The 16,428-nt window shown below is 68.5% G+C and carries 14 protein-coding genes; 10 read left to right on the top strand and 4 right to left on the bottom strand.

Annotated features, from left to right (window positions below):
• Window positions 1–51: 51 nt before the first annotated feature.
• Window positions 52–450: a hypothetical protein gene (locus tag ACW175_RS10690; protein ID WP_099577498.1), complete on the top strand. Its 399-nt coding sequence runs from the start codon at window positions 52–54 to the stop codon at window positions 448–450.
• Here ACW175_RS10690 and ACW175_RS10685 read toward each other — a convergent pair.
• From ACW175_RS10685 to ACW175_RS10670, 4 genes are all read right to left on the bottom strand, one after another.
• Window positions 447–2,921 carry an MASE1 domain-containing protein gene (locus ACW175_RS10685; RefSeq protein WP_492104459.1) on the bottom strand — a complete coding sequence of 825 codons (2,475 nt, stop codon included), beginning with the start codon at window positions 2,919–2,921 and terminating at the stop codon, window positions 447–449. The two genes, ACW175_RS10690 and ACW175_RS10685, sit on opposite strands and share 4 nt — an antisense overlap.
• Before the next feature lie 90 nt (window positions 2,922–3,011).
• Window positions 3,012–3,377, bottom strand: a complete 366-nt coding sequence (locus tag ACW175_RS10680; protein ID WP_492104458.1) for a peptidase inhibitor I78 — start codon at window positions 3,375–3,377, stop codon at window positions 3,012–3,014.
• The gene (locus tag ACW175_RS10675; RefSeq protein ID WP_492104457.1) at window positions 3,374–3,835 is read right to left on the bottom strand and encodes a DNA polymerase III subunit chi; all 462 of its coding nucleotides are present in this window, start codon (window positions 3,833–3,835) and stop codon (window positions 3,374–3,376) included. Before ACW175_RS10675 ends, ACW175_RS10680 begins: the two co-directional genes overlap by 4 nt.
• A 2-nt stretch (window positions 3,836–3,837) precedes the next feature.
• Window positions 3,838–5,319, bottom strand: coding sequence for a leucyl aminopeptidase (locus ACW175_RS10670; protein ID WP_492104456.1), 1,482 nt, complete (start codon window positions 5,317–5,319; stop codon window positions 3,838–3,840).
• Window positions 5,320–5,543: 224 nt separating this feature from the next.
• On the opposite strand from ACW175_RS10670, the gene lptF reads away from it, so the two are divergent.
• From lptF to ACW175_RS10625, 9 genes are all read left to right on the top strand, one after another.
• On the top strand, window positions 5,544–6,683 hold the full coding sequence (gene lptF, locus ACW175_RS10665) for an LPS export ABC transporter permease LptF (protein ID WP_492104455.1): 1,140 nt from the start codon (window positions 5,544–5,546) through the stop codon (window positions 6,681–6,683).
• Window positions 6,680–7,786, top strand: coding sequence for an LPS export ABC transporter permease LptG (gene lptG, locus ACW175_RS10660; protein ID WP_492104454.1), 1,107 nt, complete (start codon window positions 6,680–6,682; stop codon window positions 7,784–7,786). The genes lptF and lptG overlap by 4 nt, the downstream gene beginning before the upstream one ends.
• Window positions 7,779–10,211 (top strand): LPS-assembly protein LptD, encoded by a 2,433-nt coding sequence (locus ACW175_RS10655; RefSeq protein ID WP_492104453.1) that lies wholly within the window; start codon window positions 7,779–7,781, stop codon window positions 10,209–10,211. The genes lptG and ACW175_RS10655 overlap by 8 nt, the downstream gene beginning before the upstream one ends.
• Before the next feature lie 179 nt (window positions 10,212–10,390).
• Window positions 10,391–11,761: a peptidylprolyl isomerase gene (locus tag ACW175_RS10650; protein ID WP_492104452.1), complete on the top strand. Its 1,371-nt coding sequence runs from the start codon at window positions 10,391–10,393 to the stop codon at window positions 11,759–11,761.
• A gap of 11 nt (window positions 11,762–11,772) precedes the next feature.
• The gene (pdxA, locus tag ACW175_RS10645; protein ID WP_492104451.1) at window positions 11,773–12,774 is read left to right on the top strand and encodes a 4-hydroxythreonine-4-phosphate dehydrogenase PdxA; all 1,002 of its coding nucleotides are present in this window, start codon (window positions 11,773–11,775) and stop codon (window positions 12,772–12,774) included.
• 12 nt (window positions 12,775–12,786) lie between these two features.
• On the top strand, window positions 12,787–13,605 hold the full coding sequence (gene rsmA, locus ACW175_RS10640; protein WP_492104450.1) for a 16S rRNA (adenine(1518)-N(6)/adenine(1519)-N(6))-dimethyltransferase RsmA: 819 nt from the start codon (window positions 12,787–12,789) through the stop codon (window positions 13,603–13,605).
• Between the two features lie 3 nt (window positions 13,606–13,608).
• Window positions 13,609–14,067, top strand: a complete 459-nt coding sequence (locus ACW175_RS10635) for a GNAT family N-acetyltransferase (protein WP_492104449.1) — start codon at window positions 13,609–13,611, stop codon at window positions 14,065–14,067.
• Window positions 14,068–14,231: 164 nt separating this feature from the next.
• On the top strand, window positions 14,232–15,860 hold the full coding sequence (locus ACW175_RS10630) for a sensor histidine kinase (RefSeq protein WP_492104941.1): 1,629 nt from the start codon (window positions 14,232–14,234) through the stop codon (window positions 15,858–15,860).
• 279 nt (window positions 15,861–16,139) lie between these two features.
• Window positions 16,140–16,397: a GlsB/YeaQ/YmgE family stress response membrane protein gene (locus ACW175_RS10625; RefSeq protein ID WP_099577473.1), complete on the top strand. Its 258-nt coding sequence runs from the start codon at window positions 16,140–16,142 to the stop codon at window positions 16,395–16,397.
• Window positions 16,398–16,428: the final 31 nt, after the last annotated feature.

Genomic DNA, 16,428 nt, shown 5'->3' with positions numbered 1-16,428 from the left:
AACCAAGAAGTTTAGCGCTTCCGCGACATCTGGCGGCGCAGGGTGCGCCGCATGAGCACCGCCCATCCTCGCAACCATGTCGTGGCCAATCCGGAAGGCTTGTCCGCGTCCTCGGTCCTGGAAGCGTTCGCCGATTGGGTGAACGCTCGGATTGGCGAGGCCATGCGGATCGAGATGGACCTGGCCTTCCGCGACCGGCCGTTCGACATCGTGGTCGGCCGCGTCCCGCCCCTGATCGGCTGGGAGCACAAGTTCATCCAGCCCGGCGCGGCCGCGCCCAAGGGCAAGATGTGGACGGTCTACCGCCTGCACGACCAGACCGGCCGCCCGGCCCACCTGCCCCACTCGGGCGACCTGGTCGAGGACCTGACGCCTCTGCTGGGCGAGCTGGGCTATCTGGGCGTGTTCGAGGACGGCGTGGCGATGTTCCCGGGCGTCGGCAAGCGTTAGGCGGTGGCCGGTGCGGGTTCGCTCATGGCCTGCGCCAGGGTCGACAGCAAGGATATCACCGTCAGGGGCTTGGGGGTCGCGCCGTCGAACACCGGGTCCAGCGGCCCCATCCGCACATCGGCCGAGAAGGCGATGATCGGCGCCCCGGCGCTGAGTCCCCGCTCGGCCCGGATCCGCCGGGCGGCCGAGACGCCGTCAAGGCGTGGCATCCGCAGGTCCATCAGGATGGCGTCGTAGGGCGCGGCCGCGGCGGCGGCGACACCTTCCTCGCCGTCCTCGGCCTCGGCGACCTCGACCCCGACGGCTTCCAGCACCGAGCGGACCAGCTCGCGGTTGCCGGCATTGTCGTCGACCACCAGCACGCGGCTGCCAGGCGGCGGCAGCGGGATGTCGTCCTCGGACGGCTCCCCATCGGCGGCCTGAGCGACATGGGCCGGAATCTCGAACCAGAACCGCGCGCCCCGGCCCTCCTCGCTCTCGACGCCGATCTGGCCGCCCATCAGCTCGACCAGGCCCTTGGAGATGGCCAGGCCCAGGCCGGCGCCGCCGTGCTGGCGGTTCAGGGCCGCGTCGATCTGCGAGAAGCGGGCGAATAGCAGCGCCTGATCCTCGGCCGCCACGCCACGCCCGGTGTCGACCACGGCGATGCGCAAGCGGTTCTCGTGGTGAACGACGGCAAGGCTGACCTTGCCCGTTTCAGTGAACTTCACGGCGTTGCCGACCAGGTTGACCAGCACCTGCCGCACGCGCTCGGGGTCGATCATCACGTGAGGCGGCAGCGCCGTCAGGCCGTCGGCCGCGAGCGCGAGGCCCTTGGCCATGGCGTCGGCGCTGCTCAGTTCCAGCACCTCGGCGACCAAGTCGGCGACACTTGTCGGGCGCACATTCAGCGCGATGCGCCCTGATTCCAGCCGCGAGAAGTCGAGAATGTCGTTGATCGTCGTCAGCAGGGTCTGGCCGCCCGTGGCGATGCGATCGAGATATCGGCGCGCGCGGGGTGACAAATCCGGCTCGTCCGCCGCCAGGTTGGCGAAGCCGATGACGGCGGTGAGCGGCGTGCGCAGTTCGTGGCTCATGTTCGCCAGGAATTCGCCCTTCACGGCGGCGGCGGTTTCCGCCTCGGCGCGCGCGGCCCGCAGCTCAAGTTCCAGCGTCTTGCGGGCGGTGATATCACGGATGATGTCGGTGATGCCCGTTGGCTCGCCGGTGACCGGATCGCAGACCAGCGTCGGGCGCGCCTCCAGCCAGATCATCACGCCGTCCTTGCGGAACACACGATATTCGACGGCCTCGGCCGGCGGCGGAGCGATCCCGCGGGGAGCGTTCCGCTGCGCATCGACGACGCGGCGGAGTTCAGCGCGATCGTCGTCGTGAAGAATCTCAAGCGCCCGCGCGCCCAGCAGCTCTTCCGGCTCATAACCGACGATGACCCTCGCCGCGGGCGAAATATAGGTCATCTGCCCGTGGAGGTCGCTGTGGGCGATGATGTCGAGGGCGTTCTCGGCCAGAAGACGGAACTTGACCTCGCTGCGTTCGGCCGCGGCGCTGGTCTCGACCAGCTCGGCCATGATCGCGCGCCGTTGACGCTGGAAGGCGGCCACCGGCAGGGCGACGAAGGTCGAGACGGCCAGGAAAAGCTGCAGCACGGTCGACTGGGTGGCCGAACCCGCCAGGATCAGGTGGATGGGTCCGCGGCCGGCGATGGTCAGGACGAGCGCGATCGCCGCCACCAGCACCACGCCCAGAACCGCGCCCAGCACCTCCTGACGCCAGGCCGCCAGGAACATGAACGGCGGCACCAAGAACAGCATCGGATACTTGGTCTGACCGAAGACCACGGCGGTCATCAAGCCACAGGCGACGATCGACAGGACGCCGTCGCGGGTCAGCGGGCGCTCACGCAAATAGAGCTTGGCCCTGAACAGCACCAGCAGGCAGGGGCCAATGGTCAGCATGCCCAGGATGTCGTTGAGCACCCAACCGGTCACGTTGCTCAGCAGGTCGCCGCCGCGCATCAGGGTGTGGATCGAGGCGGCGATGGTCCCCAGGATCGTCGGAGCCAGGAAGCCGCCCAGGAGGACGAAGGCCAGCATGTCGCGGGGCCGGCCCAGGTCGATCGCCTCGCCCGTGACCCTGCGCACCGCCAAGGCGGCCATCAGGCCTTGGGAGACGTTCAGGGTGGTCAAGATGGCGTTGAGCGTCGGCCTGTCGCCGGCATGGGCGCCAGCCGCCAAGGCGCCCAGCAGCGCGCCGACCACCAGTGCGGGCCACCGTCTCGTCGGCGACGACAGCAGACACGCGGCCAGGAAGCCGTTCGACAGCCAGATCGGCGTAACGTGATCGTAGGCGCGTGGGATCTCGACGCAGAGATAGGCTAGACCGGCGAAACCAAAAGCGACGCCCACGGCGGCCAACAGCGTGGCCGCCAAGTTGTCATCGGTCTTGGATCCGATCTTCGGGTTGTCGACCATGCGCTGAACCGGCCGGCGCGGAATCCCCGGCGACTCGGTTATTTCATCGGATCCGTGAAAACGCCAGAAAAGCTTGGAATACCATGGTTTCTAGCCGCACTTCACTTCCTGGACGACGCCCGTATCCGCGTTGAACAGGATATTCAGGCGATCGGCGCGGTAGTCCATCGTCACCGGACAGGTCGTGCAGGCCACGCGCCAACGCGACGGGTCGACCGGGGCCGGCAGGCTGGTGCGCGGCTTGCCGACGAAGGCCTGGGCGTCCTTTAGCCCGCATTGGTCCTTGGCCGCTTCCGACGCCGACGACGCCGGCGGCTTGGCGGGCAGCGCGATGGCCGGCGGCGCGGTGGGCGTGCTGGGCGGCGGCGGCGGGGCCGGCTCGGGCGCGCTGGAGCAAGAGGCCAGGACCAGACCCAAGGCCATCGCGGCCACGATACCCGAAATGACGCGCGTCATGCCTGCTTCTCCCAACCGCGTTCGGCGCCCTGGCGCCAGTAGGACACCGGATGCCCGGCCTTCTTGAAGACGGACCAGCGTCCGCGCGCCATGGCCAGCGCCCGGTCATCCCGGCCGTCGAACAGCAGGATGCAGCGCGAAACCCCGGCCAGATCGCCCGGCTCGGCCCCGTCGATCAGGAACAGCGCATCACCGGCGTTCGGGTTGCCGTCCTCGGCGGTCAGCAGCACCGGCTGGCGCTCGGCCATCGGCTCGCTGGCCAGGCCGTGCGGCAGGAAGCTGTCCTCGCGCCAAGTCCACAGGTGCTGGTCCAGCGCCTCCATCCGACGCGCATCGCCGCCGCGCACCAGCGCCTTCCAGCCCCTGCCCAGCGTCTTTTCCAGAAGCTCGGGCAGCACCGCCTCGAGCGGCGAGCGCTCCAGGTGGTAGAACCAGACCTCGCACGGCGCGGCGGTCATGCTCAGCCTTCGTAGGCGTCAGCGACGAGACGGTTGAGCAGGCGCACGCCGTAGCCGGCCGCGCCGTCCGGTACGGTCGGGTCGGTGGAGGGCTTCTTCCAGGCCACCGAGGCGATGTCGAGGTGAGCCCACGGCACGTTGTTGACGAAGCGCTGCAGGAACAGGCCCGCCGTGATCGAGCCGGCCGGGCGGCCGCCGATGTTCTTCATGTCGGCGATCGGGCTTTCGATCTGCTTTTCGTAGGACGCCGGCAGCGGCAGGCGCCACAGGGGCTCTCGCTCGTCCTTGCCTGCGGCGAGAAGTTTCTCCGACAAGCCATCGTTATTGCTGAACAAACCCGCATAGTCGTGACCCAGCGAGATGATGATCGCGCCGGTCAGGGTGGCCAGGTCGATCATGAACCGCGGCTTGAATCGCTCCTGGCAGTACCAGAGGGCGTCGGCCAGCACGAGACGGCCTTCGGCGTCGGTGTTGATGACCTCGATCGTCTGGCCCGACATCGAGGTGACCACGTCGCCCGGACGCTGGGCGTTGCCGTCGGGCATGTTCTCGACGAGACCGAGAATGCCGATGGCGTTGACCTTGGCCTTGCGGCCGGCCAGGGCGTGCATGACGCCGGTCACGGCGGCCGCGCCGCCCATGTCCCACTTCATGTCCTCCATGCCGTCGGCCGGTTTGATCGAGATGCCGCCGGTGTCGAAGGTGACGCCCTTGCCGACGAAGGCGATGGGTTGAGCGTTCTTGTCCGCCCCGCCCAGCCATTTCATGATCACCAGCTGGCTCTCGCGGCGGCTGCCCTGCCCCACGCCCAGCAGGCTGCCCATGCCGAGTTCGGCCATCTGGGCCTCGCCCAGGATTTCGACCTCCAGGCCCAGGCTCTCGAGGCTCTTGGCGCGCGCGGCGAACTCCTCGGGATGCAGGATGTTGGCCGGCTCGGACACCAGGTCACGGCTGAAGACGATGGCGTCGGCCAGGGCGGCCAGCGGCTCGTAAGCCTTCTGGGCCTTGATCGGGTCGGCGGCGGCGACCTTCACCACTTGGACCGAGGGCTTCTTCTCGGCCTTTTCGGTGGTGCGGTACTTGTCGAAGCGATAGGCGGCCAGGCGCGCGCCGAACGCCGCGCGGGCGGCGCTCTCGGCGTCGGCGCCCAGCTTCAGCACCAGTTCGGTGACGCCCGTGGTCTTGACGGCCTGATAGGCCGAGGCGGCGGCGGTCTCGACCGCTTCCGGCTCCACCGCGCCCGAGCCGTCGACGCCGACCAGCACCAGGCGGGCGGCTTCCAGGCCGTGCGGGGCGACGAGATCCAGGGTCTGCCCCTTGGCGCCGGTGAAGCGACCGCCGGCGATGGCCCGCGCCAAGGCGCCGCCGGTCGACTCGTTGGCGGCCTTGGCCTCCGGCGATAGGGCCGCGCCCTCATGAGCCAGGACCGCGAGGGCGGCCGTGGCGCCGGCCTGGGTGTCGACGGGGACGAACTCGATACGCATGCCGCGCTCCTGCATTTGGGCGACTTCCATGGCGCGTTGTGACGCGCCGCCACTCATCTTGAATTAGGCGGCATAGTCCAATGCCGCGCCATAGAAAAGGCTCCGTTGCCCCCCACTCGGCACAGCTAAGTCAGCTCACTGGTTGTGCCGACGCGAAGCCCCCGTGTAGAACGACCCATCTTCGGGGTTCGTCCCACGAATCCATCCGCCCGAACCCCCACTCGATGCGCCTCATAGAACGCTATCTCTTCCGCCAGTTGTTGGGTCCGACGCTGCTGGCGACGGCGGCCCTGGTGGCGCTCGCGCTGCTGGCGCGCAGCCTGTCGGAGTTCGACGTCCTGGTGGAACAGCGCCAGAGCGCGCTGGTGTTCCTCAAGATCATCGTCCTGGCCCTGCCCCAGCTCTTGGGCATCATGATGCCGCTGGCCCTGTTCGTGGCCGCGCTGGTGGCGCTGAACCGTCTGCATACCGAACAGGAGATCGTCGTCTGCTTCGCCGGCGGCATGAGTCGCTGGAGCGTCATCTCGCCCGCCATGCGTCTGGCGGTGATCGCCGCCCTGGTCTCGCTGGTCTCGGGCTTGTGGCTGCAACCGTGGAGCGCCCGCCAGATCCGCGAGACGTCCTTCGACATCAAGACCGACGTCGCCTCGACCCTGGTCCAGCCGGGTCAGTTCACCGAGCCGGGCCCGGGCCTGACCGTCTACGCGCAGTCGATCGACCGCGACAACAAGATCCAGAACCTGTTCATCCACCAGGACACGGCCAACGGCGGCGCCTCGACCTATTCGTCGCGCGAGGCCGAGATCGCCACCCGCAAGGGCGAACCGGTGCTGATCATGCGCCACGGTTCCAACCAGCAGTTCTCACGCCAGGGCGTGCTGCAATACACTTCGTTCGACGAGTACACCTTCGACCTGTCCAGCCTGTCGCACACCGACGAGCTGCTGCACTACAAGATCGCCGACCGCTATCCGCACGAGCTGTTCTTCCCCGACCTGACCCAGGACTGGGAGCAGCGGAACAAGGGTAAGCTGCTGGCCGAGGGCCATTCGCGCTTCGCCGCCCCGCTCTACAACATCGCCCTGATGACCATGGCCCTGGCGGCCGTGCTGGGCGGCTCGTTCAGCCGCATGGGCTATGGCAAGCGAATGGCCGCCGTCGGCGCCGCCGCCGCTGTGGTCCGCATTGTCGGCTTCGGCGTGCAGGCCGCCTGCGAGGACAGCGCCTGGCTGAACGTCCTGCAGTACATGGTGCCGCTGGCCGCCATGGGTTGGGGCCTGTCGCAGATCTTCCGCCAGAAGGTCTCGCCGCGCCGCGCCGCCCGGATGGCCAAGGCCGCCCCCGCCCTGTCGGGAGCCGCGTGATGCTGACCATGGGCATGCTGGAACGCTACGTCCTCAAGCGCACCATGAGCGCCCTGGTGGCGGCCCTGGCCGTGCTGGGCGCGATGGTGATGCTGATCGCCTTCGTCGACATCGCCCGCAACGTGGGCACCCGCGCCGACGCCAGCTTCTTCCAGCTGCTGTACCTGACCGTCCTGCAGTCCCCGGCCACCATCCTGGTTCTGGCGCCGTTCGTGTTCCTGTTCGGCACCATGTGGGCCTTCGTCGAGCTGAACCGCCGCAGCGAGCTGATCGCCATGCGCGCGGCCGGCGTCTCGGCCTGGCGGTTCATCATGCCCGCGGCGATGGCCTCGTTCTTCATCGGCCTGCTGAGCATCACCCTGCTCAACCCGCTGACCACGGCCATGACCGCGAAGTTCGAGACCGAGCGCGACCGGGTCATGAACGGCTATCTGAAAGAGGCCCCCAAGGGCATCTGGCTGCGCCAGGGCGACGACAAGACCCAGATCGTCATCCGCGCCCGGGCTCGCGACCTGGTCGACGGCTCGGTGCGGCTGAAGGGCGTGTCGCTGTTCGTCTACAGTCTCAACGCCAAGGGCGTGATGGACTTCACCCGCCGGATCGAGGCCAACGAGGCGCGGCTGGAGCCGGGCTTCTGGCGGCTGACCGGCGTGCGTGAGGCCACGCCCGGCGCCGGGGCGATCCGGTCCGACAGCCTGTCGATCCCCTCGAACCTCGACGACCGCACCGCCTCGGAGCGTTTCAACACCCCTCAGGCCGTGGCCCTGTGGCGGCTGCCGGCGACGATCCAGCGCACCGAGGACGCCGGTTTCTCGGCCGCGCCGTTCAAGCTGCGCCTGCAGCAGGACCTGGCCACGCCCATCCTGTTCGCCGCCATGTCGGTGCTGGCGGCGGCGTTTTCGCTGCGCCTGATGCGGCTTGGCGGCCTGGCCGCGCTGGCGGGTTCTGGCGTCGCCCTCGGCTTTGGGTTCTTTTTCTTCAACGAGCTATGCAGCACCTTGGGCAAGGCCGATGTTCTGGCCCCGTTCATCGCCGCATGGACACCGCCGACCGTCGCGCTTTTGGCGGGCTTCACTTTGCTTTGCTATACGGAAGATGGGTGAGTCATTGCTTCCAGGGTCATTCATGACTGAAACGCGTCCCAGCGTCCCGTCCGCCTGCCGCGCGCTGTTGTTCAGCGGCGCGGCCTGGCTGGCGCTCGCCTGCGCGGGCGCGGCCCACGCCCAGCAAAGCCTGGCCACGATCCCGCCGACGCCGGTGGTCCCGGCCACGCCGTCCGACGGCCTGACGGACGAGGGCTATTACCTCGAGTCCGACCTGCTGATCCGCGACGACGCGAACCAGATCATGACCGCGCGCGGCAAGGTGCAGAGCCGCTACCAGGGCCGTACGCTGCGCGCCGACGAAGTGATCTACAACGCCAAGACCGGCGAGATCACGGCCAACGGCCACGTCCAGTTGATCAATCCCGACGGCACGGCCGAGTTCGCCGACCACATGGAAATCGACAAGGACATGAAGGCGGGCTTCGCCAAGAACTTCTCGGCCCGCCTCGACCAGAACATGAAGATCGCATCGGTCACGGCCGTGCGTCGCAACGCCAACATCCAGGAACTGAACCGGGCCATCTACACCCCTTGCGAGGTCTGCGCCGAGAAGCCGACCCCCACCTGGTCCGTCTCGGCCGACAAGATCGTCCAGGATAAGCGCAAGCAGCTGATCTACTACAAGAACGCCACCATCCGTCTGTGGGGCGCGCCGATCCTGTACATGCCGCTGTTCTGGCACCCGGATCCGCAGGCCAAGCGGAGCTCGGGCTTCCTGGCGCCGAAGATCGACTTCTCCAAGGGCCGGGGCACGTCGTACAACCAGCCCTATTACTACGTGATCTCGCCGTCCTCTGACGTGATCATCGCCCCGCAGATCAATACGGGCGTCAATCCGTTCCTGAACGTGAACTATCGCAAGCGTTTCTATTCGGGGACGATCGAGGCGCGCGGCGGCTTCACCTACGACAAGGACTTCGACATCCACGGCGACCGCTTCGGTCAGTCGACGGCTCGCAGCTACATCCTGGCCAACGGCAAGTTCGACATCAACGACAAGTGGAAGTGGGGCTTCACGGCCGAGCGCGTCTCCGACGCCCTGCTGTTCGACAAGTACAAGGTCAACGACGTCTACGTGCAGCGCGGCCTGTTCACGAGCGACGACCATCGCCTTGTGTCGCAGCTCTACGCCACCCGCCAGGACGCCCGTTCTTGGTTCTCGGTCTCGGCCGTCTCGATCCAGGGCCTGCGCGTCGTGGGCATCAACCCGACGACCAACTCGGCCAACGCCTTCGAAAACAGCGGCGCCTTCCCGCTGATCGGCCCGCTGGTCGAGGCCCGCTGGGAGCCGGACCGCCCGGTGCTGGGCGGCCGCCTGCGCCTGCAGGGCTCGGGCGTCATGCTCAACCGCTCGGAGTCCCAGTACGGCGAACCGCCCTACTACCTGCCCGACTACAAGGGCCAGAACGGCGTCGACTCCACCCGCGCCAGCTTCAAGGCCGACTGGCGGTCCAGCACGATCGTCGGCAACGGCCTGAAGGTCTCGCCCTTCGCCCAGGCGCGCGGCGACGCCTATTCGATCAAGTCCTACGTCACGCCGACCGCGGCGGCTCTGGGCGACGACGACAAGGACACCTACACCCGCGCCGTCGGCGTGGGCGGCGTCGACTTCACCTTGCCGTTCTACAAGCCGTTGAAGAAGGGCGGCAGCATCGTGCTGGAGCCCCTGGCCCAGGTCGCCGTCGGCTCGGACAGCTCGCGCGTGCCGACCGTCGTGGCCCGCAACGGGACGACGACCTACCTCTACAACGAGGACAGCGCGACCCTGGAGTTCGACGAGACCAACCTGTTCCAGGCCAACAAGTCTCCGGGCTTCGACCTCTATGAGGGCGGACAACGCCTGAACCTCGGCGGCCGCGCCACCTACACCCTGCCGGGCGGCCGCAGCGGCAGCATCCTGGTCGGCCGCAGCTTCCGCTCGGAGTTCGATCCGCTGATCCCGGCCCGCACCGGCCTGCAGAGCAAGTCGTCCGACTGGATCGTGGCCGCCACGGTCACCCCGATCCGCGGCATCACCGCCTTCGCCCGCACGCGCCTCGATTCGGATACCCAGGAGATCCGTCGCCTGGAAACGGGCATCGACGCCTTCACGAGCCGCGGCTACGCCTCGGTGCGCTACCTGAAGGACGAGCTGGACACCAACGGCAACCGCCAGGAAAACTTCGAAGCCCGTGGCGAGCTGAAGCTGACCAAGCACTGGTCGGTGACCACCTACGGCGCGCGCGACATGGTCGCCGACGTCTGGCGTCGCCGCGACCTCGGCGTCGCCTACCAGGACGACTGCATCCGCATCGATGTGATCTACCAGCAGCAGGACCGCTACGCCTCGACGGCCACCGGTCTGCGCCTGCAGCCTGACCATACGATCGTGTTCAGCCTTTCGTTCGCCACATTGGGCGCAGCAGGATACGTGACCAAATGAGTGAACACGTCTTGGGGGGGCGTGCCGCGTTCGCGCGCGTCCGCCCAGTGTGTCTCGGGGGCGACGACCGCTTGGTCGACCAGGGGGAAACGTCAGATTTGGCGTTCGTCACTTCGGAAAACATGATAACCGACCGCGCCCCCCGGGTGCGGCCAGGGACTAGAGGAACGACACTATCCATGCGGTCTGCGCGTAGCGTCACGACTTTCGCGGCCGGCGCCGCGTCCATTCTCGCCCTGACCGTGGCGAGCCTCGGCCTGCCCGCTCAAGCCCTCCAGGCCCAACAGCCGGAGGCCGCGCCGCCGCAGGTGGCGGCTCCGGCCGCCCAGGCCGCGCCAGCGGCTCCGGTGAACCCGCTGTCCGAGAGCGTGGCGGCGGTCGTCAACGACGAGATCGTCTCCAGCTATGACCTGATGCAGCGCATGCGCCTGCTGATGGCCACCTCGGGCATGCAACCCACCCAGGAGAACCTGCCGCAGATCGAGCAGGAAGCCCTACGCTCGCTGATCGACGAGCACCTGCAGATGCAGGAGCTGAAGCGCCTCGAGAAGCAGCAGAAGATCACGATCATCTCGACCGACAAGGAAGTCGACGAGCAGATCGGCGACATCGCCCAGTCCAACAAGATGAGCGCCGACCAGCTGAAGCAATCGCTGGTTCAGCAAGGCATCGGCCTGGACACCTGGCGCGCTCAGCTGCGCGCCGACTCCTCGTGGCAGAGCTGGATCCAGGGCCGCTACGGTTCGCGCCTTCGTATCGGCGAGGACCAGGTCAAGGCCTACCAGAAGCGCCTCGCCGACGCCGCGGCCAAGCCGCAGTATCAGGTCAGCGAAGTCTTCCTCGACGCGGCCCGTGTCGGCGGCATGGAAGTCGCCACCAACGGCGCGGCCCAGCTGCTGAACCAGATGCAGCAAGGCGCGCCCTTCGCGGCCGTCGCCCGCCAGTTCTCGGGCTCGGCCACGGCCGCCAACGGCGGCGACGTGGGCTGGGTCAGCCCGGGCGAAATGCCGCCGGAAGTCGACGCCGCGCTCGAAGAGCTGCGTCCCGGCCAGCTGTCCAAGCCGATCCCGGTCAAGGACGGCGTCTACATCGTCTATCTGCGCGACAAGCGCGCCGGCTCCAAGACCGCGATCGTCGACCTCAAGCAGGTCGCCGCGCCGCTGGCCGCCAACGCCACCGAGGCCCAGGTCGCCGCGGCGACCAAGCTGCTGACCGACCTGAAGCCCAAGATCAGCAACTGCTCGACGCTGGAAACCGTCGCCGCCAAGGTCGACGGCCTGGTCGCCGGCGACCTTGGCGAGGCCGAGATCACCGATCTGGCCCCCGCCTTCCAGGAGGCCGCCAACAAGCTGGACGTCGGCCAGGTCTCGGATCCGATCCGCACCGACGCCGGCATGCACCTGATCGCGGTCTGCGGTAAGCGCCAGGGCGGCGCCAACGCCCCGTCGCACGACCAGATCGAAAACCGCCTGCGCGGCCAGCAGTTGGCGCTGATCTCCAAGCGCTACCTGCGCGACCTGCGCAACCAGGCGACCATCGAGACCCGATAGGCCAGACCCCGGTGCCCCTCCGCCCGCTTGCCCTCAGCGCCGGTGATCCCGCCGGCGTCGGCGCGGAGATCATCGCCAAGGCCTGGGCCGCCCTGCGTCAGGACGGCCCGACCTTCGTGGTCGTGGGCGACGCCCAGCTGCTGGCCTCGGCCGGCGGCGGGGTGAAGGTCCGCGCCGTGACCGGTCCGGAAGAGGCCGTCGCCGTCTTCGCCGAGGCGCTGCCGGTCATAGACATTCCCTTGCTCACTCCCGTGGTTTCCGGCCAGCCCTCACCCGCCTATGCGCCCCAGGTGATCCGCTGGATCGAGACCGGCGTCGGGCTTGCGCTGTCCGGCGCCGTCTCGGGCCTGGTCACCGCGCCGATCGCCAAGGCTCCGCTGTACGAGGCGGGCTTCAAGTTCCCGGGCCACACCGAGTTCCTGGCCGAGCTGACCGTCGACGAGACGTTCGACGGCGCGCGTGGACCGGTGATGATGCTGGCCGCCGGCGATCTGCGGGCGACCCTGGTGACCATCCACACGGCCCTCGCCAAGGTCCCGGCCGCCCTGACCATCGAAAAGGTGGTCACCAGCGGCCTCGTCACCGCCCAGGCCCTGCGCAAGGACTTCGGCATCGCCTCCCCGCGCCTGGCCGTCGCCGCCCTCAACCCCCACGCCGGCGAAGGCGGGGCCCTGGGTCGCGAGGAGATCGAGATCATCGCGCCGGCCGTCCGCGCCTTGAAGGACCTCGGCGTCGACGCCTTCGGGCCGGCCCCGGCCGACAGCCTGTTCCACCCGGCCGCCCGCCTCGGCTACGACGGGGTGCTGTGCATGTATCACGATCAGGCCCTTATCCCGGTCAAGATGCTGGACTTCTGGGGCGGGGTGAACATCACCCTAGGCCTGCCGATCGTGCGCACCTCGCCCGACCACGGCGCCGCGTTCGACATCGCTGGACGCGGCATCGCCCGTGCCGATAGCCTGATCGCCGCCATCAAGCTGGCGGCCGACATCGCCGCCCGCCGCGGCGGCTGAAAGATAGAGACCATGAGCCTGGCCGACCTGCCGCCCCTGCGCGAGGCCCTGGAGCGCCACGACCTGCTGGCGCGCAAAAGTTTCGGCCAGCACTTCCTGCTGGACCTGAACATCACGCGCAAGATCGCCCGCATGGCCCAGGTGGGCGAAGGCGACACGGTGGTCGAGGTCGGTCCTGGTCCCGGCGGCCTGACCCGCGCCCTGCTGGAGACCGGCGCCCGCGTCGTGGCCATCGAGAAGGACAGCCGCTTCCTGCCCCTGCTGTCCGAGCTCGCCGAGGTCGCAGACGGCCGCCTGGAGCTGGTCGAGGGCGACGCCCTGAGGGTCGACGCGCTGAAGGCGGTCGGCGGGCCGGCCCACGTCGTTTCCAACCTGCCCTACAATGTCGGCACCCAGCTGTTGATCAACTGGCTCACGGGCCCGTTCAGGCCGCTGTCGATGACCTTGATGTTCCAGAAGGAAGTCGCCGAACGCATCGTCGCGCAGACCGACGACGACGCTTACGGCCGCCTGGCCGTGATCTCCCAGGTGCTGTGCGACGCCAAGATCGTCATGGACCTGCCGGCCAAGGCCTTCACCCCGCCGCCCAAGGTCGCCTCGGCCGTGGTTCGCCTCGTGCCCAAGGCCGACCCGCCGCCCGCCGACCTGATCGCCGCGCTCGAACGCGTCACCGCCGCCGCCTTTGGCCAACGCCGCAAGATGCTGCGCTCCAGCCTGAAGGGCCTGGGGGGCGGCGAGCTCTGCGAGAAGGCCGGGATCAGCCCCGACGTTCGCGCCGAGGTCGTCGACCTGGCCGGCTTCCTGGCCCTGGCGCGGGCGAGCCTGAGCTGAGGCGTGTCGAGCCGCTACGGCCTCTCCGTCAGAGCCGCGCAGATCAGCGACGCGGAGGGCTTGGCCGAACTGCTCTCGACCGCCGGCCAAGCCGTCGCCAAGGACCGGCTGGCGCAACGCCTGCCCGCGCTTCTTGACCAGCCCGGCGTCCTGCTGATCGCCGAGGAATGGGGGCCGCCCTCCGGCGTCATCGCGGCGCATTGGAAGACGGTCCTCACGGCCGACCTGAAGGTCGGATCGATCTCCATGCTGCTCGTCGATCCCGAACGGCGGCGCAACGGCATCGCCCGGCTGCTTCTGAAGTCCGCCTCTCAAGCCGCGCGGTCCGCCGGATGCGGCGAACTGATCCTCGACGCGCCCGCCGAAATGGGCGATCTGCGCGCCTTCTGTCTCGCCACGGGTTTCGCGCGGACGGGAGAGGCCTTCACACGCGCGCTTCGCAAGCGGGGCGCGCAGGACTAGCGCATCTCGAACGTCCAGCTTTGCCCGCGCGCCTCAGATAGACGCCAAACCCTATTGACGCTGGGGCTCGCGCTCTCCAGCTTGCGCCCGGGCTGAGCGGGGCGAACGTGACCACCAACAGTACGGTGAAGGCGCCTTCGACGGTGGCGCGACGGCTCCTGTTCATGGCGCTGACGCTGGCGGCGCCGGCTATCCTGCTGATGGGCGCTCTGGTGGCCATGCAGTATTCGGAAGGCCAACGGCGCTTCGCCACGCAGCTGACGGCGATGACCCGCGCCCTGTCCCTGGCCACCGACCGCCAGATCGGCCAGGGACAGAGCATTCTGCAAGGCTTGTCGGTGTCGCCCGCCCTGGCCGAAGGCGATCTCAAGACCTTCGAGAAACAGGCCCGCGAGGCCACCAAGGGCCGTGACGCCTGGGTCGTGCTGATGAGCCAGGACCGCCAGTGGCTCAACACCCGCATGGGGCCCGGCGAGTCGCCGCCGGCCATGCGCCTGTCGGACGCCGACTGGGATCGGATGTCCCACGGCCGCACCACGGTTTCGGATCTCATCGAACGCCCCGCCCCGCTGCCGCCGATCATCGGCTTCGACATGCCGGTGCTGGTCGAGGGCGAGATCTTCGTGCTGGGCTACATCCAGTCTCCGGACAACTTCCACAGCCTGATGACGGCCCAAGCCTTCCCGGACACCTGGACGGCCAGCATCGTCGACCGCAAGGCCGCCCTGGTGGCCCGCTCCCGCGACCAGCAGAAGATGCAGGGCAAGTACGCCAGCCAGGACATGCGGCGGGCCATGGCCCACGCCAACGAGGGCGTGCTCCACAGTCAGACCCTGGATGGGGTCAAGACGCTGTCGGCGTTCAGCCGTTCGCAGAAGTCCGGCTGGACCTTCATCGTCGGCGTGCCGCGCGACGAGTTGAACCGGACCGTGCTGACCTCGTTGGGACCGGCTGTCGCCGGCGCGGCCCTGCTGATCGCCCTGGCCGTGGCGGCCGCGCTCGGCTTCGCGCGCCCGATCTCACGTGACGTGCGGGGCCTGGTCGGCGAGGCCGAAGCCCTCGCGGCTGGCGCGCCGCTCGACCCGGCGCCCTCCCACTTGCAGGAGATCGCGGAGGTGCGCGGCTCGCTGCAGGCCGCCGCCGACATCCTGCGGGCTCGCGACGACGAGGCCCGCCGCGCCGCCGAGCGCCAGCAGCTGATGATCAACGAGCTGAATCACCGGGTGAAGAACACGCTGGTGGTGGTCCAGTCCCTGGCGCGTCACAGCCTGCGCCCCGCGCCCGATCAGGGCGCCGTGGAGAACGGCCTGAACCAGTTCAACGACCGCCTCTACACCCTGGCCTCGGCGCACGACCTGCTGACCCGTCGCAACTGGGAAGGCGCGGACCTGGGCGAACTGATGGCCGAGGCGCTGAAGCCCTATGCCAGCCAGGTGAGCCTCGACGGACCTTCCGTACCGCTGGCGCCCAACGCCGCCGTGGCCCTGGCGATGATCTTCCACGAGCTGGCCACCAACGCGTCGAAATACGGCGCCCTGTCCACGGAAAGCGGCAAGGTCGCGGTGTCCTGGAGCCTGGGCGGCCGCACCCTGCTGACCATCGAGTGGCGCGAGCGCGGCGGCCCGATGGTCAAGCCTCCCGAGCGCGGCGGGTTTGGCTCGCGCCTCATCGCCGCCAGCTTGAAGGGCGATCTCGCGGGTTCGGCGACGTTCGACTACGCCCCCGAAGGGCTCACCTGCGTCATGAGCATCATCGCGCCACCCCAGGTCTCTTTGGCGAAAGGCGCCGTCTGAGCGGGCAAGCCAAGACCGATCGTCGCAGCGCCCCCTTGTCGCCTTGGCTTGGCCACACCGCGTCTGCAATAGCTCTCCCCAGTCGCAGGGGAACTATCGATGGACCTGACATTCCTGATCGGAGCCGTTCTGGGCTCGGGCCTGTTCATCGCGTTCGGCCGACCGCCGGCCGAAAAGCTGATCGCTCTCGTGCAGGAACGCATGCGCGGGAACTAACTTCACCGTCGGGGACTTCATTGGGCAAGGCCGCACAGGGCGGCCGCTCACGGAGTCCCTACGATGTCCATTCTCGCCTGGCTCCTTCTGGGCCTGATCGCCGGCTTCATCGCCAGCAAGCTCGTCAACCGTTCCGGCAGCGGCGTGCTGCTCGATATCGTGCTCGGCATCGTCGGCGCGTTCGTCGGCGGCTGGCTGTTCAACCAGTTCGGCAATGGCGGCGTGTCGGGTTTCAACCTGTACAGCCTCGCCGTTGCCACGATCGGCGCCGTCGTCATCCTGGCGCTGTACCACCTGATCTTCGGCCGTCGCGCGCTGTAGGCGCACGGTCCCGAAAACCTCGTCCTTCGAC

Source organism: Caulobacter sp. FV1ye6ST, assembly GCF_058681225.1.
The sequence above is the reverse complement of the archived record's forward strand: the minus strand, read 5'-3'. Positions and strand labels throughout refer to the sequence as shown.

Coding starts and splice junctions, on each gene's coding strand:
- rsmA (WP_492104450.1), top strand. CDS start 12,787: ATGAGCCTGGCCGACCTGCCGCCCCTGCGCGAGGCCCTGGAGCGCCAC.
- ACW175_RS10685 (WP_492104459.1), bottom strand. CDS start 2,921: ATGGTCGACAACCCGAAGATCGGATCCAAGACCGATGACAACTTGGCG.
- ACW175_RS10625 (WP_099577473.1), top strand. CDS start 16,140: ATGTCCATTCTCGCCTGGCTCCTTCTGGGCCTGATCGCCGGCTTCATC.
- ACW175_RS10680 (WP_492104458.1), bottom strand. CDS start 3,377: ATGACGCGCGTCATTTCGGGTATCGTGGCCGCGATGGCCTTGGGTCTG.
- ACW175_RS10675 (WP_492104457.1), bottom strand. CDS start 3,835: ATGACCGCCGCGCCGTGCGAGGTCTGGTTCTACCACCTGGAGCGCTCG.
- lptF (WP_492104455.1), top strand. CDS start 5,544: ATGCGCCTCATAGAACGCTATCTCTTCCGCCAGTTGTTGGGTCCGACG.
- ACW175_RS10655 (WP_492104453.1), top strand. CDS start 7,779: ATGGGTGAGTCATTGCTTCCAGGGTCATTCATGACTGAAACGCGTCCC.
- ACW175_RS10690 (WP_099577498.1), top strand. CDS start 52: ATGAGCACCGCCCATCCTCGCAACCATGTCGTGGCCAATCCGGAAGGC.
- ACW175_RS10650 (WP_492104452.1), top strand. CDS start 10,391: ATGCGGTCTGCGCGTAGCGTCACGACTTTCGCGGCCGGCGCCGCGTCC.
- ACW175_RS10630 (WP_492104941.1), top strand. CDS start 14,232: ATGGCGCTGACGCTGGCGGCGCCGGCTATCCTGCTGATGGGCGCTCTG.
- ACW175_RS10670 (WP_492104456.1), bottom strand. CDS start 5,319: ATGCGTATCGAGTTCGTCCCCGTCGACACCCAGGCCGGCGCCACGGCC.